Raw genomic sequence first — 22,739 nt, 5'->3', positions numbered from 1 at the left:
GAACTCGCTTCTGCCGAGCCCGCCTCAATTCCCGATTCGACGACCAGATAACTGAGTCATTCTCGTTTTTTGCTCACTTGGGTTAGCATCAACACTCCTGTTCATCAAGCGACTCTTTTGTATACGACTTGAGGAAAGTTGGAGGGCCGGCCCGCAGTCTCCACAAGGCGCGATCAGGCCGTTCCCGGCTCCTTCCACCACCCCCGCGAGTGTGACGAGCAAGGTCGGGGCTGGTCAACGGACTTGTGCCGGGCCATGCCTTTCCAGCGATGAACGGAATCGGCTGGAGTTAAGCGGGAAAGCCATGGATTGCGCAGGATTGACGGTATCGGTCGCCGACCTTGCCCCAGCCGGAATGACGGGATTTCGGTGGCCCGAGCCGATGGCGTTCATTGACCTCGATACTGCATCGCACCATTTCACGGCCGGTCCGTTGCCGCCGTGGCCCGTTGTGGGAATCGGTGATCGTGCGCATGCCCTCGCGTCCCAGTTGGATACGGTAGTCGATACGGCCTTTTGTGCAGAAGTGCTCGCAAGTGCTGCGACTGCCTTCCCGATGGCAGCCGCGACTCTCGTACAGCTGTTGCGAGCGCTACCCTCGCTTTCGGTCGAACACGGACTGACGGCCGAGTCGTTTGCTTATGCGACCCTCCAGGGAAGCGCCGGGCACAAGGACTGGATCGCGAAGCGGCCCGCGGTGCCGGCGGCATTCGATCCGGGCAAGGTAATCTTGTCGCGGGAGGGCGACGAGGTGGTCGCGGTGCTCGACCGGGCCGAGGCCGGCAACGCCATCGACCGCTCGATGCGCGATGGACTGCACGAGGCGTTCGCCCTCGTGAACATGGACCCGACGATCACGCGGATCACCCTGCGGGCGAGGGGCAAGGCATTCAGCCTCGGCGCCGATCTTTCCGAGTTCGGCACCACGAGCGACCCGGCTACCGCGCACATGATCCGCTGCCGGACGCTCCCGGCGCGCGAGGCGGCGCGCTGCGGCGACCGGTTCGCGGTGGAGATCGACGGGGCCTGCATCGGCGCAGGGCTCGAACTCGCCGCCTTCGCCAGCCGTATCACGGCGACGCGCCGCTCGTGGTTCCAGCTGCCCGAGCTGGCGATGGGCATCATTCCCGGTGCCGGCGGCTGCGTCTCCCTGACGCGGCGGATCGGGCGCCAGCGGACCGCGCTGATGGTCCTGTCAGGCCGGCGAATCGGCGCGCGCCAGGCGCTCGAATGGGGTTTGATCGACGCGCTGGTGGACTAGGCGTCCGCTGGCGATGGTGACGGCCACGTCGCCGCTGTCGAGCCGGGATCGTGCCGAGGCCCACGGCCTGTCCAGCAGGCAGAGGTCCGCGGGCTCGCCCGGCGCGATGCGGCGCTGGCGCGACAGATCGAGCGGATCGGCGAGATAGAGTGCCATGGCTTGCTCGGGCGTAAGCGCTTCTTCGGGGCCTATGGCTGCACCCATTGGCGTGGTGCGGCTGACGGCGGCGGCCATGGCGCGCCACGGATCGGCGCTGCCGTAGGGTGCGTCGCTGCCTCCTGCGAGCGCCAACCCGGCCTTGAGCAGTGTGCGCAGACGGTAGAGGTCGCCGTGATGCTGCGGCTCGACGTCGGCGAGATAGCGGTCTCCGCGTTCGGCGATGAAGTGCGGCTGGACGCATGCATGCAGGCCGAGGTTGACCATCTGCGCGACAAGTTCCGGCGAGGCGACGGAGACATGCTCGACGCGGTCGCCCGGCAGGCTCCCGGCGGCATCGAGCAGAGCGAGCGTGAAGACCAATTCGACTTCGGTCACGCAGTGCACCGCCAGCGCGCGCCCCTGTGCATGGCCGGCGCGCACGAAGGCGAGCGCCTCGTCGAAGTCGGGCAGGGCGGCTTCATGGAGGTGCAGTTTCAACGGCCCAAGGCGCCAGCCGGACTGCGGCGCGTCGGCCATAGCGAGAGCGCCCGCGAGAACGGTGGACTGGAGCAGCCGACCTTCCGCTCGTTGCTGCGCGAAATGGCGGGCGATCACCGGGTCGTTGCGCGGCGACATGTCGGTCACGCCGGTCACCCCGAAACGGGCCAGTTCGGCGCTGACTGCGGCGAAGTCGGGGGGCACGCTTCCGAGCGCCTGCTGCAGCCATGCGTCCTCGTCGAACAGGCGACCGGTGTAGCGGTTTCCTTCGTGCTCCAGGCCCGGCGGTGGGGGGGCGACGGCGAGTAGTTCGTCGAGCGCGCGGGAGTTGAGCAGCCACATCCGGCCCGTGCGATGCTGCAGGCGTAGTGGGCGCTCGGGGACCATTCGGTCGAGGGTCGCGGCATCCGGGAGTTGCCCGCTTGTGACGCTCTCGTGGAAACCGATGGCGCGTAGCCAGCCGCTGCCGGGCACCTGCAGAGCGCGGGCGAGGCCCTCGGCATCGGTGACCTCGGGCGGGCCGCATTGCACCGAGCTTCGCCGGGCGGCGACGGCGGCGAGGTGGATGTGATGGTCGTGCAGGCCAGGGAGCAGGGCGCCGCCGCATGCCTCGATAACGGGTTCGCCGGGGCGAAGGGAGAGGCGACCGATTGCGGCGATATGATGGCCTTCGACGCGGACATCGCGGCGCTGTCCCTCCACTTCGGCGTCGCGGATCAACACTGCGCGGGCTCGCCGAGATAGCGGGCGGTGTCTGCGCCGATGGGGCGGACTTCAGCATGCAGCGGGCGTGGTGCCGCGTAGGGGAACGGGCCCCCCACCGACGATCCCCACGCGCGCAGTTCGGCGTCGATTTCGGCGCGGTCGTGGGCGCGTTCCTCGGCCAGGGCTCGGGCGGTGATGGCGCTCATCGACAGGCCTATACGCTGGGCTGCGCCGCTGCGGTAGGCGGCAAGGCCCTCGCGCGCGGCGGTGATGCCGGTGAGGGGATCGGCGATGGCGTCGCCGACGTAGCCGATCTCGCCGGTCAGGTCGGCCATGGCGCGCGACAACCCGCCGGCCACGCCGCAATCGTTGCCGATGCCGACCCAGTTGGCCGCCTCTCCGCACGCACCGTGACCCGTGACGGAGAGCCAGACGAGGCCGGGCACCTCGCGCACTAGCGCTTCGGCGTCGATACCGAGGTGCCGCAAGGCGCGTGGGCGGGAGGATTCGATCACAACATCGGCGCGGCGGATGAGGGCAACGAGCGCGGCTTTTTCGGCATCTCGTGCGAAGTCGACGAGGAGGCTCGCCTTGCCCTGGTTTATGCGGTCGAAGGTCGCCGGATCGTCGCGGCGGATGAGGTCGGGGCGGGTGGGGCTTTCGACTTTCACCACTTCCATGCCCGTCTGCCACAGTAGGTGCCCGGCCAGCGGCCCGGCCCAGATCGCGGAGAGGTCGACCACCAGCGGGCGGTGCCCGGCGGGGCGTTCGCGTCGCTCGCCGCGCAGCAGGACTTCGGTCGGAGGTGATGCAGGCGTCTCGTCGGCGGAGGCGACCGGCAGGCCGAGGGTGCGGCCGGTGGCGACGAGGTCGGCGCAGTCATGGCGCAGCACGGCCGCAGCAATCGCATTCCAGTCGTCACCGTCCACGTCAGCCTCGCCGAACAGCGCGGGCAGCAGTTCGCGGTCCACGTCGCGGATCAGGGTGAGCGCGAACCAGCCGCCGTCGCGCGTGGGCATCAGCCGACTGCCGCCGAGACCAGCCGAGGTCCTGCCGGCGATGACGTAGCCGCCGTTCGACCCGCGCTCGCCCATCAGCGTCGCGCCGTCGGGGAACGTGACGCCGTGTGCGGTGCCCATCGCGTCGAGCTGCCTCTGGGTCCAGCGCGCCAGCGGGATCGCCGGGCCGGGAGCGGCGTCAGTCGGCAAGGACATCCTTGACCTTGCGGCGCAGCAGCTTGCCCATTTCGTTGTAGGGCAGCTCGGCGACGAAGGCGATCCGCTCAGGCACGCGCGAGGAGCGCAGGCGCGAGCGAACGAGTTCCTTCAGTTCGGCTTCGCCCGGTGTGGAATGGCCTTCGCGGGTGACCAGCGCCACGCCGACCGTCTCGCCCCACTCGACCGAGGGGATCGCGCAGGCGCAGGCGTCGGCGATGGCAGGGTGGGTGAGCAGCACGTCCTCGATCTCGCCGGGCGACATGTTCTCGCCGCCGCGCACGATCACGTCGTCGGCGCGGCCGGAGAGGAAGAGGTAGCCGTCCTCGTCCATGAAGCCGGCGTCGCGGGTGGGGAACCAGCCAGCCGCGTCGAGCGCGCTCTTTTCCTTGTACTCGCCCGAGACCTGGTCGCCGCGCACGTAGATTTCGCCGGGCTCTCCCACCGGCAGGACCTCGCCGTTCTCGCCGCGGATTTCCATCTCGATCGTGGGGATCGGCTTGCCCAGCGAGGTAAGGCGGGCGCGGATCTTGGGGTCGTCGGAAGCGAGCGCCTCGCGGTGGTCCTCGGGGCCGAGCAGGGCGACGGTCGAGCTGGTTTCGGTGAGGCCATAGGCATTGGTGAAGCCGGCGGCCGGGAAGCGTTCGAGTGCCTTGTGGATCACTTCGAGCGGCATCTTGCCGCCGCCGTAGGCGATGGCACGCAAGCTATCGGTCTGGGCGGTGACGCCTTTCTCCATGGCATCGACGATGCGCGCGAGCATCGTCGGCACCACGAAGGCGTTGGTGACCGTCTCGCCCTCGACCAGCGAGAGCCAGCCTTCGGGCGAGAAGTTGGGCAGCATCACGATCTTGCGCTGGGCGTAGATCGACGACAGCAGCGCCGAGATGCCGGCGATGTGGTAGGGCGGAACCACCACGAGCGCGGCGTCGGCCTCATCGGCGCTGGCGAATTCGACGGTGCCTAGGATGTAGCCTATGAGGTTCGCGTGGCGCAGGATCGCCGCCTTCGGTGCGGCGGTGGTGCCGCTGGTGAATAGCTGGATCGCCACGCCCTCGCCGGGATCGTATTCGCGCGCGTCGTCGCCCGGTACGGTTTCCTGCGCCTTGAGCGTGAACTCCTCGCGCGCCAGGACGGTGTGGTCCTGGTCACCCGCGATGCGCAGCACGCGCTCCTCGTCGCCGATCACCAGCGCGGGCGAGATGCGGCCGAGGAGGGCGGCCAGGTCCGCGTCGGGCAGGCGGTAGTTGAGCGGACAATAGGGAACCCCGGCCAGGGCAGCACCGAACACCGCGATCACCGCCGCCTCGCTGCTCTCGTCGAGCAGCGCAACGTATTCGGCGCCGCTTTCCTGGATCAGCTCGAAGCTCCCGCGCGCGGCGGCGAGGAGGTCACCGTAAGTCCAGCGCTTGCCGTCGCACACGAGGGCGATGCGGTCGGGGGTGGCCTCGGCGGCCATTTCGAGAAGGAGAGCGATGTTCATCGGTTTTCGGTGTGCCTGTCGGGAAGAGGGGAGGTCAGTCGGAAGCAGGAAGCGGCTTGGCGTCCTTGACGACAAGCGCGGTCCCGTCGACCGAGAGCGAACCCTTGCCCGGCTTCACGCAGAGCAGTTCGTACTTACCGTCGGCATCGACGTAGCGCTTACCCATCAGCGTGCCTGCCGAGAAATCGGCGGCCAGCGGCGCTGCCTCGGCGGGCTTGGCCTCGCCCATCGGCGAGCCGCCGCATTCGATCTGGCCGTCGGCGGCGCGGATCACCATGACCTCGGTGTCGCAGGCGGCGCTCTTCAGGCGGGTTCCAGGCTTCATCTCAGATTTCCTTGTCTCTCGTGTGTGCGTCATGTCCGGCTGGGCGCTGCGTTTTTCTACGCGATGGCACCGGACTGTTTTAGGCGCTCGATCTCGGGCCATTCAAGGCCCAGTTCGAGCAATACCGTCTCAGTATGTTCGGATAGCTGCGGTGCGCGCGACGTTGCGAAGGCTTCGTGGTCGAACTGCACGGGGCTGCGCACGATGCGCATGGGGGCGGAACCGTCGATCGGGTCTACCTCGATGAAGCTGTCGTTGGCGATGGCCTGCGCATCGTCGCCGAGGTCTAGCAGGGTCTGAACGGCGGCCCATTGGCCGCGCATGGTCTTGAGGTGCTCACACCAGTAGGCGAAGGTCCGGGCGGCGATGGCCTGCGTGATGATCGCGCTCGCCGCCTCGCTGTTGGCCATGAGCGAGAGGGCGTCCGCGAAGCGCGGGTCTTCGGCGGCCTCGGGCACGCCAAGGTGCGTGAAGGTGTCGGCTATGTACGGTCCGGGAACCATGATGAAGAGGCTGATCACGCGGCCGTCCTGCGTGCGGAAATGGCCGATGAACGGGTTGACCGCCGCGCCTCCGGTCTTGGGAATCCCTACGCGCATCTGCTTGCCGGTGTGCAGGTAAGGCGCGACGACCTGACCCATTGACCACATCGCGCTGTTCAGCAGCGACACGTCCACCTCCGAAGTCTCGCCGGTCTGCGTGCGGTTGTAGAGCGCTGCCGCGATGCCGCCGGCGAGGTACATCCCGCTGATGGAATCGCCGAGGCCGCCGACGCCCATGGTCAGCGGGACTTCGAATTCCTGCGGGGTCAGCGCGTCGCCGAGGCCCGAGTGGATCCAGAACGCGGTGGCATCGAAGCTGCCGCGGTTGCGCATCGAGCCCTTGTCGCCATAGCCGGTGCCGCGCGCGTAGACGATGTCCGGATTGGCGGCGCGGATGTGCTCGACGTCGATCTTCAGCTTCTGCCGGGCCGAGGGCAGGTAGTTGGTGAGGAAGACGTCGGCGGTCTTCGCCAGTTCGTAGATGAGCGCCTGGCCTTCCTCAGTGCCGACGTCGATACCGATGCTGCGCTTGCCCCGGTTGGGATGCTCCAGCATCGGGTTCACGACGGGATCGAGCTTGGCGCCGGCGATCGTTAGCATCCCTCGCTGGGTGTCGCCGCGCACGGGATGTTCGACCTTGATGACGTCGGCGCCCCATTCGGCCAGCACCGCACCCGCCGCAGGGACGAAGACGAACTGGGCGACTTCGAGCACCCGGACGCCTTTCATCACCTGCTTCATGTGCGGTCTTGCCTTCTCAAAGGTGCGGCGAAAGCCTCAGGCAATCGCGCCCTTGGCCTTCCATTCCTCGATCTTGTCCCACTCGATGCCCATTTCCATGAGCACCAGTTCGGTATGCTCTGAGGCCTGGGGGGAGCGGGTGGTTTCGACCGCTTCGCCGTTCCACTGCACCGGCCCGCGCACCAGCTTCAGCGGGGCGCCGCCATCGGCGCCCTCGACCTCGAAGATCATGTCGTTGGCGTTGGCCTGCTCGTCGGTCAGCAGTTCGTGGAAGCTCTGCACCGGCGCCCACTGGCCCGAGTAGGTCTTGAGCTTCTGGCGCCAATATTCGAAAGTCTGGGCGCCGAAGGCCTTGACGAGGATGTCGCTCGCGGCGCCGGCATTCTCGAACAGTGCGCGCGGTTCCGAGAAGCGGGGGTCCTCGGCCGCCTCGGGCACGCCGAGGTGGGTGAACAGGCTGGCGATGTGGCCGGTGGGCGAGATCGTGCAGAGGTTGATCGTGCCGTTGTCGCTCGTCTGGTAGTTGCCCATGAACGGGTTGCGCGCCGCGCCGCCCGAACCCGGCATCGGGTTGCGGGTGAGCACGCCGGTCTCCGCGACCTGCGCAATCAGCGCGCCCGAAGCCCAGGCGGCGGTGCTCAGCAGCGAGACGTCGAGTTCGGTCGCCTCGCCGGTCTTCTCGCGATGATAGAGCGCCGCGGAAATGCCGCCGGCGATGAACATGCCGCCGATGGAATCGCCGAACGCGGGGATGCCCTGCGAGAGCGGAGCGCCCAGTTCCTCGGGCGTCATCGAATAGGCCACGCCGCTGCGCGCCCAGAAGCAGGTGCCGTCGAAACCACCGATCTCGCGCTCGGGGCCTTTGTTACCCAGCGCCGAGCCGCGGGCGTAGATGATGTTCGGGTTGACGGCGCGGATGTGCTCGACGTCGAACTTATTCTTCTGGCGCACCTGCGGGAGGTAGTTGGTGAGGAACACGTCGCACTGCTTGGCGAGTTCGTAGAGCACTTCCTGACCCTCGGGCGTGGACAGGTCGATGCCGACGCTGCGCTTGCCGCGGTTTGGGTGCTCGAACAGGGTGTGGCGCAGCGGGTCGAGAGTGACGCCGCCCATGTTGAGGAACCCGCGCTGAGTGTCGCCCCGCACCGGATGCTCGATCTTGATGACGTCGGCGCCCCAGTCGGCCAGCACGCCGCCGGCGGCGGGCGTGAAGGTGAACTGTGCGACTTCGAGGACGCGCACGCCCTCCATGACCTTTGTCGACATCTGCTGCCAGTCCCTAGTCTTTATCTTTGTGATTTCTCGTCAACGGCCCGCTTTACGGCCATTTCCGCGTGTCCGTTCGATGTGCGCGCAAAGCCGGGGAGGATCAACCGGCGACCCCATCGTGCGGACGATCATGGCCGAAAGGGCGCGGTTATCCGCCATTCCGGGCCTCGCCAGCAGAGCGGCAGACGGGAGTTTACGCAGCAGCGATAACGTTGATGAAAGCGCGCGTAAACTTGCAACAATTGCAATTGACCCTTGCGCGACGAGATACTAACTTAGCTTAGTAAGTTCCAGAGACCACCTACCCCAGGCTCGCAGATTCGGAGACACACCATGAAGAAGTTTGCATCGATCCTCGCCCTCGCCACCATCGCCGCTGTTCCGGCTGTTGCCTTCGCCGAGACCACCCAGGTTCGTGAAGCCACCGAAGAAGCCGCGTCGCCGGTTGCCCTGAACGCCGGCAAGATGCTCTATGCCGCCGACGGCTACCGCATCGCGCCGATCTACCGCGTCACTGCCGAGGGCAACCCGCAGGTGATCCTCAACGGCCGCCTCGTGACCGTTCCGGCTTCGAGCCTGAGCGACGTCGCCGGCAAGGTGACCTCGTCGCTGTCGAAGAAGGAAATCGCTGCGGCCAAGTAAGCCTCGCGAGTTACCTCTCAAGACGAAGGGCGGCGCCGATGGCGCCGCCCTTTTCGTTTGTACCGTTGACGCGCGCGTTTGGCGCACACAAAAAAGGCGCCCCGAGCCGTTGCCCTGGGCGCCTTTGGTCGTCAGCCGCGGCTGACGTTCTCGTATATTCGGGTCATGAAATCGAGCAGCTGCGTGACTTCCTCGTCCGAGAAGCCCGCGAACATGCGCTTCTCGCTCTCGGAGGCGATTACGCCGAGCTGGTCGAGCAGGGGCTTGGCCTGTTCGGTCAGGTAGACGGCGCGGGCCCGGCGATCGTCACGGCGGTCGCGGCGTTCCAGCAGGCCGTCGGCGCAAAGCCGGTCGATCAGGCGGCCGGCCGAAGCCTCCGACATCTCGAGGTATTCGGCGATGGTGCGCTGGGTCGAGCCCGGATACCGGGCGACGATCGCGATCATCGCCCACTGTGAACGCGTGACATTGAGAGCGGCGACCTTGCGGTCGAAGTTGTTGCGCTGCAGCCGGGCGACGATGGTCATGCGCAGGCCGACCTGACGCGTCGGGCTTTCGTCACGCATGTTGAACGGGTCGCTGATCTTGCCCGCGGGTTTGTCCGTCGTCGTATTATCCGCCTCGGTGGCCACGCATTGCTCCTTGTTGGGCGCCGTCAGACGCGCTCGATGATGATGGCCGGGGCCATGCCGCCCGCCGCACACATGGTGATGAGGCCATAACGCCCGCCGGTCCGTTCAAGTTCGTCGAGCGCAGTGCCGATGAGCATCGCGCCGGTGCCGCCGATCGGATGGCCGAGCGCCATGGAGCCCCCGTTCGGATTGACCTTAGCGCGATCGAGGCCAAGGTCACGGATGAACTTCTCCACGACGACGGCAAAGGCTTCGTTCACCTCGAAAACATCGATGTCGTCGACCGTCAGGCCCGCCTTGGCGAGGACCTTGCGCGTTGCAGGTACGGGGCCATTGAGCATGAGCGTCGGACAGTCGCCGGTTTCGGCCATGGCGACGATGCGCGCGCGCGGCTTGAGGCCATGCGCATCGGCATAGTCCTTGGACGCCAGCAGGATCGCCGAGGCGCCATCGACCACGCCCGAGGAAATGCCGACGTGGTGGATCGGCTTGATCTCCACGTCAGGGTAGACCTGGTTGATCAGTTCGACATAAGTCTTGCCGCCGGGCGCCGAGGGCATGTTGTAGAACATCTCGAACGCGGGCTTGAGGCCGGCCAGGCTTTCGGCGGTGGTTTCGGGGCGGGGATATTCCTCGTGGTCGAGGATCACGTTGCCCTCGTCGTCCTTGACCACGATGGTCGACTTGTCGAAGCGGCCCTCGGCGATGGCGAGCGCGGCGCGGCGCTGGCTTTCGACGCCGAGCGCTTCGAGTTCCTCGCGGGTGATGCCTTCCATCGCGGCGATCGCGTCGGCGGCGACGCCCTGGTTCGACTGCGGATGCTTGGCCTGGAGGCGGGGGTTGCCCGCGCCCATGCCGGCGCTGCCGAGCCCGGCCTCGCGCATCTTCATGCCGTACATGTTGGCGTAGGAGAGCATGTCCATGCCGCCCGAAACCATGAGGTCCGCCATGCCCGACTTGATCATCGCGGCGGCGAGGCTGGTCGAGGTGATGCTCGATCCGCAGAACCGGTTGAGAGTGACGCCGCCGGCCTTGACGTCGTAGCCCGCGTCGAGCGCGGCCATGCGCCCGATGTCGCCCGCCTGCTGGCCCATCGCCGCAGACACGCCCCAGATCACGTCGTCCACTTCGGCGGTGTCGAAGCCATTGCGCTCCTTGAGCGCGGCGAGGACCGTGGCGGACAGATGCTCTGGATGCATCTGCGAGAGCGCGCCCTTGCCCATCTTTCCAAGGCCACGCGGGGTCCTCACGGCATCGATGATGTAGGCTTCGGTCACAAGGGTCTCCTGAAGTTCGATCGCGCGGCAAAGCGCCATTTTGAGAGGGTCATGCGGGGGCACCCGGCGAATTGCAATCGGGCGCCCGGACCCTATCGCCGCGGCGATTGCTAACATTGGTTAGTATATTGGTATGGCGGTCCTCCACGTCAATCGATCGTCTTCGCGATGCCCGGCTTGACGGGGGCTGCGCGGCGGACAAGATCGTCGGCCAACAAGAGAACAAGGGACGAAGTGGCCATGGCGGGCAGTGCAGGGGCCAAGCAGGAGCCGAGGGCGGACGACGCCGGCGGCGGGGCATTCGCGCCGCTGAGGGAACGCACGTTCCGCAACATCTGGATAGCCAGCCTGTTCTCGAACTTCGGGCAGCTGTTCCTGGGCGTCGGCGCTCAGTGGGAGATGACCCGGCTGAGCAACTCCCCCAGCATGGTCGCGCTGGTGCAGACGGCGATGATGATCCCGCTGATGCTGGTGACGCTCCCGGCCGGGGCCATAGCCGACATGTTCGACCGCCGCCGGATCGCGATGACGGGCCTCGCCTTCAGCGCGATCAGCGCGGCGGTGCTGGCGACGATCACGTTCCTGGGCCTGACGACGCCGTGGGTGCTGCTGAGCTTCTGCGTGCTCATCGGCGGCGGCGTGGCGCTGTTCTCGCCGTCCTGGCAGGCGTCGATCCCCGAGCAGGTGTCGCGCGGGCACCTGCCGGCGGCGGTGGCGCTGGGGACGATCAGCTACAACGTCGCGCGCAGCTTCGGCCCGGCGCTGGGCGGCGTCATCGTCGTGCTCTACGGGGTCAAGGCCGTGTTCGGCATGACCTCGCTGCTCTACATTCCGCTGCTGACCGCGTTCTTCTTCTGGCAGCGCAAACATGTGCCCTCGCGCCTGCCGCCCGAGCGCATCGACCGCGCTATCCTGACCGGCGCGCGCTACGCACTGCATGCGCCTTCGGTGCGCACGGCGCTGCTGCGCGTCATGGTGTTCGGTTTCACCACCGCCACAGCCTCTGCGCTTGCCCCGCTGATCGCCAAGGACCTGCTCGCCGGCAATGCCGCGACCTTCGGCATCCTGCTCGGCGCGCAGGGTGTCGGAGCGGTGGCCGGAGCGCTGTTCGTTGCCCAGATCCGCGCTGCCATCTCGACCGAGTGGGCGCTGCGCCTGTTCGCCGTTGGCACCGGAATCGCGCTGGTGTTGATCGGCTTCAGCCATTCGCTCGTGCTGAGCTGCATCGCGTTCCTTGTCGTCGGCGCCTGCAACATTCTGACCGTGGCGATGCTCAACGTGACCGTCCAGCTATCCGCGCCGCGCTGGGTGACAGCGCGGGCGCTCTCGCTGTTCTCCTCGGCGATCACCGCTGGTGTGGGCATCGGAGCGTGGGCCTGGGGCGTCGTCGCCGCCTCGCACGACGTTGCCTTCGCGCTCGTCGCCTCGGGCATCGCGGTGGGAGCGAGTTCGCTGCTGGGCGTGCTGCTGCCCGTCGCCAAGGACCCCGAGGCCGACATGGACTCGGTCGAGATCGGCCACGAACCCGCGGCATCGCTGGCGCTGACCTTGCGCTCGGGACCGGTGGTGGTCGAAGTCGAATACGACGTCGATCCCGACCGTGCCCGCGAATTCTACGCGGTCATGACGACGATGCAGAAGGTTCGCAAACGCATCGGCGCCTTCGACTGGACGATCGCGCGCGACATCGAGAACCCGGCGCTCTGGACCGAGCGCTACCACTGCCCGACCTGGGGTGACTACCTGCGCATGCGCGGCCGCTATACCCAGTCGGACTTCGACATTCAAGCCCAGGCCGACGGCTTCAACCGCAGCCACCACGGTCGGCGCGTGCGCCGCCGGCTCGAACGGCCGTTCGGATCGGTGCGCTGGAAGGCCGAATCCTACGATCCGCAGCAGGAGACCATCGGCTACATCGCCCCCTGAGGTGCTGCGAGTACGGCGTTCCCAAGAACGGTTGCGTAAATCTGCCGTTGCGATATTTTGACACCTGTCCAGTTCATTTCTGGAACTGAGCCAAAGCCTCCGTATAAGAGGCGGCAAAAGATATCCTGGGAGGGAAAGCCATGAAAAACACAAGGAATTGTGCGTCCGTCTTTGCGCTGGTCGGGCTGTCGGCGTTGGCGCCGTTGCCGGTCTTCGCGCAGGCTGAGGCGCAGGACGCCGCCTCGGTCGACGAAGGCGCGATCATCGTGACCGCACAGCGCCGCGCCGAAGCGCAAGTCGACGTGCCGATCTCGATCACCAACCTGTCCAGCGAAGCGCTCGAGACCGCGAGCGTCCAGCAGCTCGCCGACATCGGCAAAGTGACCCCTGCGCTTCGGTTCGACTTCGCGGGCGGTTTCTTCCAGCCGACCATTCGCGGCATCGGTACAGCCGTGACCACCTCGGGCGGCGGCGGCAACGTCGGCATCTACGTCGATGGTTTCTATTCGCCCAACCCGCTGGCGGCCGACTTCGATCTCATCAGCGTCGACTCCATCCAGGTCCTCAAGGGACCGCAGGGCACGCTGTTCGGCCGCAATACGACGGGCGGCGCGATCCTGGTCTCCACGCGCGAGCCTTCGACCAACGGCAACAGCTTCGAAGGCCGCGTCAGCTACGGCCGCTATAATGAGGCCCGCGCCGAGGCCTTCACCAACTACGTAATCTCCGATCGCGTGGCGTTGAGCGTCGAAGGGCAGTATCGTCACGGTGACGGCTGGCAGCACGAAGCCGTGACCGGCAAGCGCGTCGGCGAGTATGAGAACTGGTCGGTGCGCCTTGGCCTGAAGGCGGAGCTTTCGGACAACGTGGAAGTCCTGCTGCGCTACAAGCACGGCTCCACCGACGACCCATCGCCGCTGCTGGCCTCGTCGCTGGACACCAAGGACTTCGGCCTCGGCGCGCCTTTCGGCGGTTTCGCGGGTCCGTTCACGACCGCGAAGAACAAGATCACCACCGGCTCCGTCGGCGAATTCTTCCGCTCGAACAGCGACGTCGTCCAGGGAACCATCACCGCCGACATCGGCTTCGCGAACCTCACGTCCTACAGCCAGTATCGGAGCGAAAAAGCCAACGCGTCGCAGGATCTCGACTATTCGGGCGCCGACATCTTCCAGCTCGGCCTCCCCAACATCAACGAGACCTGGAGCCAGGAACTGCTGCTGACCTCGAAGGCGGGGCCCAAGCTGCAGTGGACTGCCGGGCTGTTCTACTTCGAGAACACCGACACCTATCTCACCTACCTCGACAACTTCGGCAACGACGCCAATTCGCGTATCCGGCTCGGCGGCTCGAGCACGACGGTCAAGAGCTATGCGGCTTTTCTTGACGCCACCTACGAGATCACGCCGCAACTGTTCGTGACGGCCGGCGCGCGGTACTCGAAGGACAAGATCGTCGATGCGTACTGGAACCAGCAGTTCACTGCGGTGGAAATGCCGGTGCCGGACATCTCCAACAACAAGCTGACCCCGCGCGTCGTCGTGCGCTACAAGCCGACCGACCAGACCAGCATCTACGCCTCGTTCACCAAGGGCTACAAGGCGGCGATCTCGGACGTCGGCGGCTCGTGCCAGATCGCGCTGACCAACTACACCTGCAACGACGTGAAGCCCGAGGACGTGAACGCCTACGAAGTGGGCTTCAAGTACGAGGCGAGGGGCCTCTCGTTCGAGGGCGCGGCGTTCTATTACGACTACAAGAACCTGCAGGTCTCCATCTTCCGCACCGGTACTGCCGAGATCATCAATGCCGCGACTTCCGAAATCTACGGCCTCGAAGGCTCGGCCCGCTACCAGATCACGCCGGCGTTCCAGGTTTCGACGGGCGCTGCCTGGGTCCATGCGCGCTACAAGAAGTTCAACGATGCACCTGTCTACGTGCGCTGCGCCGAACTCGATCCGGCGACCGCAGCCGGATGCGCCGCCAGCGGCGTGACCTTCGTCGTGGCCCCCACCACGCTCGAGGACGTGACGATGCAGCGCACGCCCGAGTTCACCGCCTTCCTGGGTTCGCGCTACGAGACGGACCTGGCAGGCGGCGAACTCGCGCTTTCGGGCAACCTGTTCTATTCCTCGAAGTTCTTCTTCGGCCCCTCGGGCATCCAGTTCGAGCAGGGCAGCTACGCCACCCTGGCCCTGCGCGCGCAGTGGAGCGCCCCGAGCGACAAGTTCTACGTCGCGCTCTACGGGGACAACGTCACCAACAGCCGCTATCTGACGCAGGCCCAGTACTCCAGCTTCGGCATCGGCGCGAACTGGAACAAGCCGGCGACCTACGGCATCGAAGCGGGCGTGAAGTTCTGAGGTGCCGCACCGGGCGTTCCCACGCGGGGATTGCCCGGCGTCGGCGCGCTTGAGCAAATGACGCAAAGGCAGCGCCGCCCGGGACGCCCGGCGCGGCGCTTGTCGTATGGGAAAAGGGAGAGAGCACATGGCGCAAGACAAGACCTGGCGCGTCGTCCAGTGGGCGACCGGCAACGTCGGCAGCCGCGCGCTGCGCACGGTGATCGAGCATCCTCGGATGGAACTGGTCGGTCTATGGGTCAGTTCGCCGGACAAAGTCGGCAAGGATGCGGGCGAACTGGCCGGCACCGGCGGCGATACGGGCGTCAAGGCGACCAACTCGCTCGACGAGATCGTCGCGCTCGATGCCGACTGCGTGCTGTTCATGCCGCAAGGCACCGACTACGACGCGCTTTGCGCATTGCTTGCCTCGGGCAAGAACGTGGTCACCACGCGCGGCGACTTCCACTACCCGCCGATGATGGACGCCGCCAGACGTGCACGCATCGAGGAAGCCTGTGCCAAGGGAGGCACCTCCATATACTCGACCGGCTCGAGCCCCGGCTTCGTCACCGAAGCGCTGGCGATCCCGCTGCTCTCGCTCCAGCGCGAGCACGGGCTGCTGACGATCGACGAATACGCCGATGTGTCCAGCCGCAATTCGCCCGACATGCTGTTTCACATCATGGGCTTCGCCGCGCCCATGGCCCCGTTCGACCAGCGCCGCGCAGAGCATCTCAAGGGTGACTTCGGCAGCTCGCTCTCGCAGATCGCCGAGGCCATCGGCCTGCCTTGCGACGAGATCGAGGCGGTGGGCGAACTGTCACCCACGAAGCAGGACCTCGACATTGCGGCGGGCAAGGTCCCGGCGGGCACGGTGGGCGCCATGCGTACCACGATCACCTGCAAACATAAGGGCCGTGCCGTCCTGCGCTTCCGCGCGAACTGGTACGTGACCGCCGATATCGAGCATGACTGGGCGCTGCGCGAATCCGGCTGGCGCATCACTACCGAGGGCGACACGCCGGTGAAGGTCGATATCTACTTCCCGGTCTCGGAAGAGGACTACGCGGCCTATACACCGGGGCTGACGGCGCACCGGCCGATCAACGCGATCCCGGCCGTCTGTGCCGCCGCGCCGGGCATCCGCACCACCGTGGATCTGCCGCAGATCGTGCCGCTCTACGGTTGAAGCGCGAAGACGTCCCCGGCCGGGCCAGGGACGTCTGTTACCGAGGGCGGTCCGCCGGCGCCGTGGCCTGGTCGCCGCCGAGCGCGCGGTACAATGCGACACGGTTGCCGGCCTGTTGTAGTCGCACGGCGATCTCGGCCTGGCGCGCCGAATAAAGGCTGCGCTGGGCGTCGAGGTTGTCGAGCGAGCTGGCGATGCCGCGGCGGTAAGTCGCCTCGGTAAGCCGCGCAGTATCCTGCGCGGCCGAGGTGAACGCCGATGCCGCGCGCAGGCGCTCGGTGAGAGTGCCCTGATCGGCGAGCGCGTCGGCCACTTCGCTGAACGCGCTCTGGATCGCCTTTTCGTAGGTCGCCAACGCGGCGTCGCGTTGGGCCTTGCTGACCTCGACGTTGGCGGTGCGGCCGCCGGCGTTGAAGATCGACCAGCTGCCATCGGCGCCCAGCGTCGTCGTGCGCGAAGCGCCGTCGAACAGCGAGGAGATCGAGGTGCTGGCAAAACCGATCAGCGCGCTCAGCGAGATCGTGGGGAACAGCTCTGCCCGGGCGACACCGATGTCGGCGTTGGCGGCGCGCAGTTCGTATTCGGCCTGCACCACGTCGGGGCGGCGCAGGAGGACCTGGGTGTCCATGCCGGCGGGCAATTTTGACAGGCTCGCATTGACCTCATCGATACCGGCAGGGAGCAGCGACTGGTCGAAATCGGCGCCGACCAGCAGGCGGATGGCGTTGATGTCCTGCGCCAGCAGCGCTTTCTGCGAGGCGACGTCGCCATTGGCGGTTTCCAGCACCTGCTCGGCCTGCCGCAGTTCGGTGCGCGGCGCGACCCCGCCCTTGAGGCGGGCGGTCGAAAGGCGCACGGTGTCCATCGAGATCGCGGCGGTGGACTGGGCTATCGCCAGCAGATCGCGATCGGCGGCGTATGTCGCCCAGGCCAGCGCGAGGTCGGCGACGAGGCCGAGCCGTACCGTGCGCGCTGCGGCTTCGGTGGCCAACGCGGTATCGCGCTGGGCCTGCGTGGCGTTGGCGAGCCTGCCGAACAGGTCGATCTCGAAGCTCGAGATACCGCCCTGCAACGAATAGTTCATGCCGTTCTGGCCGAAACCGCCGCCGGTTTCGTTGTCGGTGGCCGAGCCGCTCACGCCCACTGCGGGGAACTGGTTGGCCCGCGTGACACGGACCTGCGCGCGCGCCGCGGCGAGGTTGGCGGCCGCGACGCGCAGGTCGCGGTTGTTCGCCAGCGCCTGCTCGACCAGCGCCTGCAGGCGAGGATCGCGGAACACGTCCTCGTAGGACACCAGCGGCAGCGAGGCTTCACTCTGCGTCAGGTACGCATCGCCGACCGGCCAGGACGTCGGCACCGGCGGGGTCGGGGCGACGTACTTGGGCGCGAGCGAACAGGCGCCCAGGGCGAGGGCGGGGAGCACTGCGGTCAGCAGCCGCGAAATGCGGTTCATGCGGGGTCTCCCGAACGCTCACGGCGTTCGCGCAGCTTCTCGCGGGCCTTCGCGAGACCGTCGCGCACGCTTCGGCGCACGATCACGAAGAACAGCGGGATGTAGAAGATCGCCAGCAGCGTCGCGGTGAGCATGCCGCCGACGACCGCGGTGCCGATGGCGACGCGGCTGTTGGCGCCCGCTCCGGTCGCCATCGCCAGCGGCAACACGCCGAAGATGAACGCGAAGCTGGTCATCAGGATCGGGCGGAGGCGGATGCGCGCGGCTTCTAGCGCGGCGTCGATGACGCGCTTGCCTTGCCGCTCGGCCTGTTCGGCGAACTCGATCATGAGGATCGCGTTCTTGGCGGCGAGACCCATCGTGGTCAGCAGGCCGATCTGGAGATAGACGTCGTTCTCGAGCCCCCGCAGCGTCACGAAGGCGATCGCGCCCAGCAGGCCGAGCGGAATGACGAGGATGACGGCGACCGGGATCGACCAGCTCTCGTAGAGCGCGGCGAGGCACAGGAACACCACGAGCAGCGACAGGGCGTAAAGCACCGGGCCCTGACCCGATGACAGCCGCTCCTGATAGGAGGAACCAGCCCACGCAACGCTGACACCGGGAATGTCGGAGGCGAGCTGCTCCATGACGTTCATCGCCGTGCCCGAGCTGACGCCCGATGCCGCGTCACCCGAAAACTCGAACGCCGGCAGCCCGTTGAAGCGCGAGGTCGAACTGGGCGCGGTGGACCAGCCGATCGTCGAGAACGCCGAGAACGGCGCCATCTGGCCCCCCGAGCCGCGCACGAACCACTGTGCGAGGTCCTCGGGTCGCGAACGGAACTGGGCGTCGCCCTGCACGTAGACGCGCTTGACACGGCCCTTGTCGATGAAGTCGTTGACGTAGGAGCCGCCCCAGGCCGTGGACAGCGTCGAGTTCACGTTCGCCGGGGTCAGACCGTAGGCCGTGAGCGCGCGGGTGTTCGTGTCGATCTTGAGGGTCGACACGTCGGGCAGGTTGCTCAGGCGAACGCCCGAGAGCTGCGGGTTGCCGTTGGCGGCAGCGAGCAGCTTGTCGCGGGCCTCGGCGAACTTGTCGGTGCTCAGCGCATTGGCGTTCTGAAGCTCCAGGGTGAAGCCGGAGGACGTGCCCAGGCCGCGCACCGAGCCGGGCACGAGAGCGAATACCTGTGCGTCGCGCAGGTTACGGAACGCACCGGCAGCGCGCTTGACGATGGCGTCGGCGCTGTCCTTGGAATCGGTGCGCTGCGACCAGTCGGTGAGATTGACGAAACCCTGGCCGCTGTTCTGGCCGGCCGCGCCCTGGCCGCCGCCGGAGATCGTGAACATGCCCGCGAAATTGTTCTTTTCGTAGGTCATGAAGTACTTCTCGACCTGGCGCTGCACTTCCTCCGTGCGCGCGCGCGGCGTGCCCGCGGGGAGGCGCCACTGGATCATGATGTTGCCCTGGTCCTCGTTGGGGAGGAAGCCGGTGGGCAGGCGCTGGAACATGAAGAAGGTGGCGACGCAGGTGATCGCGAACAGTCCCAGCCAGCGCCACTTGTGTTCGACCACGCGTTCGACCTGGCGGCCGTAGGAGTCGGTGATGCGCTCGAAGCCGGTGTTGAACCAGACGTGGAACTTCTCCCACCCGCGCGCCAGCCAGGGGAGCTTGCGCTCGATCCAGTTGGGTTCGCGCTCGTGTTCGGGCACCTTGGGCTTGAGTAGGGTCGCGGTGAGCGCCGGGCTGAGGATCAGCGCGACGAGCACCGAGAGCACCATGGCCGCGACGATGGTCAGCGAGAACTGACGGTAGATGACGCCCGTCGAGCCGCCGAAGAACGCCATCGGCAGGAACACCGCCGAGAGGACCAGGGCGATCGCGATGAGCGCGGTCTGGATTTCCTCCATCGACCTGATGGTCGCTTCGCGCGGGGACATGCCGGGATTTTCTTCCAGCAGGCGCTCGACGTTCTCGACCACGACGATGGCGTCGTCGACGAGCAGGCCGATGGCGAGAACGAGCCCGAACAGTGTCAGCGTGTTGATCGAGAATCCGGCGATGTAGAAGATCGCGAAAGTGCCCAGCAGCACGACCGGGACCGCGATCGCGGGGATCAGCGTGGCGCGCCAGCTTTGCAGGAACACGAACATGACGATCACGACGAGGACGATCGCCTCGAACAGCGCCTTTTCTACCTCCTCGACCGAGAGCTTGATGAATTCGGTGGAATCGCTGCCGTAGATGTACTTCACCCCGTCGGGAAAGTCGGTCGCCAGCGCCTGGACTTTGGCCTTCACGGCCTCGGCGGTGGCGAGCGCGTCGGCGCCCGGGGACAGCGATATCGAGATGCCCGCGCCCGGATGGCCGTTGACGCGGCTGACCGAGCTGTAGTTCTCCGCGCCGATCTCCACGCGGGCAACATCGCCGATGGTCACGGTGGAGCCGTCGGGGTTCGTCTTGAGGACGATGTTGCGGAACTGCGCCTCGGTCTGCAGGCGCGATCCGGCGGTGACGACGGCGTTGATCGCCTGGTCAGCCGGTGCGGGCAACCCGCCCACTTCGCCGGCGGCGACCTCGGTGTTCTGCGCGGTGATCGCGGAAGTCACGTCGCTCGGCATCAGTGCAACCGCCGCGAGCTTGCGCGGGTCGAGCCAGATGCGCATCGCGTGCGGTGCGCCGAACACGTTGACGTCGCCGACGCCCTGCACGCGCGAGAGCGGGTCCTGGATGTTCGAGGTCAGGTAATCCGACACGTCCTGGTTCGATCGGGTGTCGGTTTCGTCGTAGACCGCGACGAGCAGGAGCTGGTCGGGGTTCGACTTGGTGACGGTGACGCCCTGCGCCTGCACCGTCTGGGGCAGGCGGGGGAGAGCCGACTGCACCTTGTTCTGGACCTGGACCTGCGCGATGTCGGGGTCGGTGCCCTTGGCGAAGACGGCGCTGATGCTGGCCTGGCCGCGGTTGCTCGACGAGGAGCTGAAGTACAGCAGGCCGTCGATGCCGGTCAGCTGCTGCTCGATGATCTGGGTGACCGAATTCTCGATCGTCTGGGCCGAGGCGCCCTGGTAGTTCGCGCGGATGTTGACCTGGGTCGGCGCGATGTCGGGGTATTGCTCGTTGGGCAGGAAGTTGAGCGCGCCGAGGCCCGCGAGCATGACGATGATCGCCAGCACCCAGGCGAAGATCGGACGGTCGATGAATATCCGCGACATGTAAGGGTCAGCCGCCCTTCTTCGCGGCGCCGCCAGCGGCCTGGTCGCCCTTCGGAGGAGCTACCTGCTGCTCGGAAGTGCTGGGGACGGCCCTGATGGCCGCGCCCTGGCGCAGGCCGTTCAGTCCCTGGACGATGACCTTGTCGCCCTTCCTGAGGCCGCCGGTGACGACCGCGCTGGCACCGTAAGTGCGCTCGGCGGTGACCTTGCGGCGCACGGCCTTGCCGTCCGCTCCCGCCAGCATGACGTAGGCGCTTCCATCGAAGTCGCGCTGGACGGCGTTCTGCGGGATCAGCATCGCGTTGGGATCGGACGCCTGGTTGAACATGGCGGTCACGAACATGCCGGGCAGCAGCGCGCCGTCCGGATTGGGGAAACGGGCGCGCAGGGTGACGGTGCCGGTGGTCTGGTCGACCGTGACTTCGGAAAACTGGACGGTTCCCGTCAGCGGATACATCGTGCCGCCGTCGAGCTGCAGGCGCACGTCGGTGCTACCCGGAAGCACGCCGCCTTCGGCCAGCCTGCGCCGCAGAGCGGTGAGTTCGTTGGCGGACTGCTGCATGTCGACGTAGATCGGGTCCATCCGCTGGATCACCGCGAGCGGATCGGCCTGCGTCGCGCTGGAGAGGGCGCCGACGGTGATCAGCGACCGGCCGATGCGGCCGCTGATCGGCGCGGGGACGGTGGTGAAGCGCAGGTTGATCTTCGCGGTGTCGAGCGTCGCGGCATTCTGGGCGATCGCGGCCTTGGCGACGCGCGCTTCGGACAGGGCGTCGGTGTAGTCCTGCTTGGCGATGGCTTCCATGTCCGCGAGCGGGCGGTAGCGATCGGCCTTCACGGAGGCGGCCTCGGCCGAGGCGCGGGCGCTGGACAGGTTCGCCTGCGCCTGGTTCACCGCGGCGCGGTAGAGGCTCGGGTCGATCTCGAACAGTGGCTGTCCCGCCTTGACCAGGCTGCCTTCGGTGAAGAAGCGCTTGCGGATCACGCCCGTCACCTGCGGGCGGACTTCGGAGGTCTCGAAGGCCACGGTGCGGCCGCTGAGAGTGACGCCCACGGGAACGGTGCTCGTCGCCGCGACGATGTAGCCGACGGCGGCGGCGGGTTTCTCGCCCTGATCCTTGCCCGATTCGCCCGAGCACGCAGAAAGGGTTGCCACTGCCAGCAAGAGCAGAGGCAAGCGCATGCGATGCCGCACGCGGAGGGCATTAGGGGACAGGATTTTCAATTCGCACGCCTTCTTGGGTCTTGCTTCGTCCTATTGAAGCAATGCGGCAACCTCGCAAGGGCACATTTCGCAGGTGCGACAATTTGCGACCATGCGTCAAATGGCCCATCCCGACGTCGATGCACGGCCCGACGTGGCGGGTGACTGGCGAATTGCCGCCGTGCGGAGAAGAGTGACCGAGGAGGGAAAGTGGTGCCCGGGGACGGGGTCGAACCGCCGACACTGCGATTTTCAGTCGCATGCTCTACCAACTGAGCTACCCGGGCATCGCTTCGGCTGCGGCCCCCGAAAGGACCGGCGAGCGGTTGGTGGAGCGGGCCTATGACGAAGGCGGCGCGCCTTGGCAACCCCCTAATGACGATGATATTTCAATAAGGGGGCGAAATTTCAATCGTCCTGTGGATTGCCCGGAAAGGCGTCGGGATCGACGTCCGGATCGGCCGGGGGACCGGGCAGGGCATAGCCGTCCTGCAGCCACTGGAGCAGATCGCGGTCGCGGCAGCGCTTCGAGCAGAAGGGAGTGTGCTCTTCCGAGCGGGGTTTGCCGCAGATGGGGCACTTGCGTCCGGATATCGTCATGACGTGATCGCCTGCGCGAATCCGCCGCCGAGCGCAAGGGTGCGATCCTCGTTCCAGCGCAGCGCGCGGCCCGAGCGGCGGGCGAGCTGGGCAAGCCA

At 66.8% G+C, this 22,739-nt stretch carries 17 protein-coding genes and 1 tRNA gene; 5 read left to right on the top strand and 13 right to left on the bottom strand.

Annotated features, from left to right (window positions below; genetic code table 11):
- The first annotated feature begins 556 nt into the window (after nt 1-556).
- Nucleotides 557-1,261 carry an enoyl-CoA hydratase/isomerase family protein gene (locus PMI02_RS15980; RefSeq protein ID WP_238539096.1) on the top strand — a complete coding sequence of 235 codons (705 nt, stop codon included), beginning with the start codon at nt 557-559 and terminating at the stop codon, nt 1,259-1,261.
- Here the strand turns inward: PMI02_RS15980 and PMI02_RS15975 are convergent.
- From PMI02_RS15975 to PMI02_RS15950, 6 genes are read right to left on the bottom strand one after another with little or no spacing between them, the layout of a single operon-like run.
- Nucleotides 1,196-2,620 carry an amidohydrolase family protein gene (locus tag PMI02_RS15975; RefSeq protein WP_007684694.1) on the bottom strand — a complete coding sequence of 475 codons (1,425 nt, stop codon included), beginning with the start codon at nt 2,618-2,620 and terminating at the stop codon, nt 1,196-1,198. The two genes, PMI02_RS15980 and PMI02_RS15975, sit on opposite strands and share 66 nt — an antisense overlap.
- Nucleotides 2,614-3,816, bottom strand: coding sequence for a CoA transferase (locus PMI02_RS15970; RefSeq protein ID WP_007684692.1), 1,203 nt, complete (start codon nt 3,814-3,816; stop codon nt 2,614-2,616). Before PMI02_RS15970 ends, PMI02_RS15975 begins: the two co-directional genes overlap by 7 nt.
- Nucleotides 3,800-5,299, bottom strand: coding sequence for a class I adenylate-forming enzyme family protein (locus PMI02_RS15965; RefSeq protein WP_007684690.1), 1,500 nt, complete (start codon nt 5,297-5,299; stop codon nt 3,800-3,802). The genes PMI02_RS15970 and PMI02_RS15965 overlap by 17 nt, the downstream gene beginning before the upstream one ends.
- Nucleotides 5,300-5,333: 34 nt before the next feature.
- Nucleotides 5,334-5,624, bottom strand: a complete 291-nt coding sequence (locus tag PMI02_RS15960; protein ID WP_007684688.1) for a hypothetical protein — start codon at nt 5,622-5,624, stop codon at nt 5,334-5,336.
- A gap of 56 nt (nt 5,625-5,680) precedes the next feature.
- Entirely contained in the window at nt 5,681-6,907 is a 1,227-nt protein-coding gene (locus PMI02_RS15955; RefSeq protein ID WP_007684686.1) for a CaiB/BaiF CoA-transferase family protein, read from the bottom strand.
- A gap of 36 nt (nt 6,908-6,943) precedes the next feature.
- Nucleotides 6,944-8,173 (bottom strand): CaiB/BaiF CoA-transferase family protein, encoded by a 1,230-nt coding sequence (locus PMI02_RS15950; RefSeq protein WP_007684684.1) that lies wholly within the window; start codon nt 8,171-8,173, stop codon nt 6,944-6,946.
- Nucleotides 8,174-8,509: 336 nt separating this feature from the next.
- On the opposite strand from PMI02_RS15950, the gene PMI02_RS15945 reads away from it, so the two are divergent.
- A complete protein-coding gene (locus PMI02_RS15945; protein ID WP_007684683.1) occupies nt 8,510-8,818 on the top strand; it encodes a hypothetical protein in 309 nt (102 codons plus the stop codon).
- Nucleotides 8,819-8,949: 131 nt separating this feature from the next.
- Here the strand turns inward: PMI02_RS15945 and PMI02_RS15940 are convergent, their stop codons facing one another.
- Together PMI02_RS15940 and PMI02_RS15935 are read right to left on the bottom strand one after the other, a co-directional pair.
- On the bottom strand, nt 8,950-9,450 hold the full coding sequence (locus PMI02_RS15940) for a MarR family winged helix-turn-helix transcriptional regulator (protein ID WP_007684681.1): 501 nt from the start codon (nt 9,448-9,450) through the stop codon (nt 8,950-8,952).
- 23 nt (nt 9,451-9,473) lie between these two features.
- The gene (locus PMI02_RS15935; RefSeq protein WP_007684679.1) at nt 9,474-10,727 is read right to left on the bottom strand and encodes an acetyl-CoA C-acetyltransferase; all 1,254 of its coding nucleotides are present in this window, start codon (nt 10,725-10,727) and stop codon (nt 9,474-9,476) included.
- A gap of 240 nt (nt 10,728-10,967) precedes the next feature.
- Between PMI02_RS15935 and PMI02_RS15930 the strand changes: the two genes are divergently transcribed.
- The 3 genes from PMI02_RS15930 to PMI02_RS15920 all read left to right on the top strand — a co-directional run bounded on the left by PMI02_RS15930 (nt 10,968) and on the right by PMI02_RS15920 (nt 16,187).
- Nucleotides 10,968-12,653, top strand: coding sequence for an MFS transporter (locus tag PMI02_RS15930; RefSeq protein WP_007684677.1), 1,686 nt, complete (start codon nt 10,968-10,970; stop codon nt 12,651-12,653).
- A gap of 140 nt (nt 12,654-12,793) precedes the next feature.
- Entirely contained in the window at nt 12,794-15,016 is a 2,223-nt protein-coding gene (locus PMI02_RS15925) for a TonB-dependent receptor (RefSeq protein WP_007684675.1), read from the top strand.
- Between the two features lie 127 nt (nt 15,017-15,143).
- Entirely contained in the window at nt 15,144-16,187 is a 1,044-nt protein-coding gene (locus PMI02_RS15920) for a dihydrodipicolinate reductase (RefSeq protein WP_007684673.1), read from the top strand.
- Nucleotides 16,188-16,224: 37 nt separating this feature from the next.
- Here PMI02_RS15920 and PMI02_RS15915 read toward each other — a convergent pair whose 3' ends face one another.
- The 5 genes from PMI02_RS15915 to yacG form a co-directional block, all read right to left on the bottom strand.
- On the bottom strand, nt 16,225-17,640 hold the full coding sequence (locus tag PMI02_RS15915) for an efflux transporter outer membrane subunit (protein WP_007684671.1): 1,416 nt from the start codon (nt 17,638-17,640) through the stop codon (nt 16,225-16,227).
- Nucleotides 17,637-20,837 (bottom strand): efflux RND transporter permease subunit, encoded by a 3,201-nt coding sequence (locus tag PMI02_RS15910; RefSeq protein ID WP_007684669.1) that lies wholly within the window; start codon nt 20,835-20,837, stop codon nt 17,637-17,639. Before PMI02_RS15910 ends, PMI02_RS15915 begins: the two co-directional genes overlap by 4 nt.
- A 7-nt stretch (nt 20,838-20,844) precedes the next feature.
- A complete protein-coding gene (locus PMI02_RS15905) occupies nt 20,845-22,020 on the bottom strand; it encodes an efflux RND transporter periplasmic adaptor subunit (RefSeq protein ID WP_052025616.1) in 1,176 nt (391 codons plus the stop codon).
- A gap of 232 nt (nt 22,021-22,252) precedes the next feature.
- Nucleotides 22,253-22,328: transfer RNA gene (locus PMI02_RS15900), tRNA-Phe, on the bottom strand.
- A gap of 121 nt (nt 22,329-22,449) precedes the next feature.
- Entirely contained in the window at nt 22,450-22,641 is a 192-nt protein-coding gene (gene yacG, locus PMI02_RS15895; protein WP_007684666.1) for a DNA gyrase inhibitor YacG, read from the bottom strand.
- Nucleotides 22,642-22,739: the final 98 nt, after the last annotated feature.

Origin of the sequence: Novosphingobium sp. AP12 (assembly GCF_000281975.1) — a bacterium.
Lineage (GTDB): Bacteria > Pseudomonadota > Alphaproteobacteria > Sphingomonadales > Sphingomonadaceae > Novosphingobium.
Note: the sequence above shows the minus strand (reverse complement) of the source record. Positions and strands in the feature narration are given on the sequence as shown.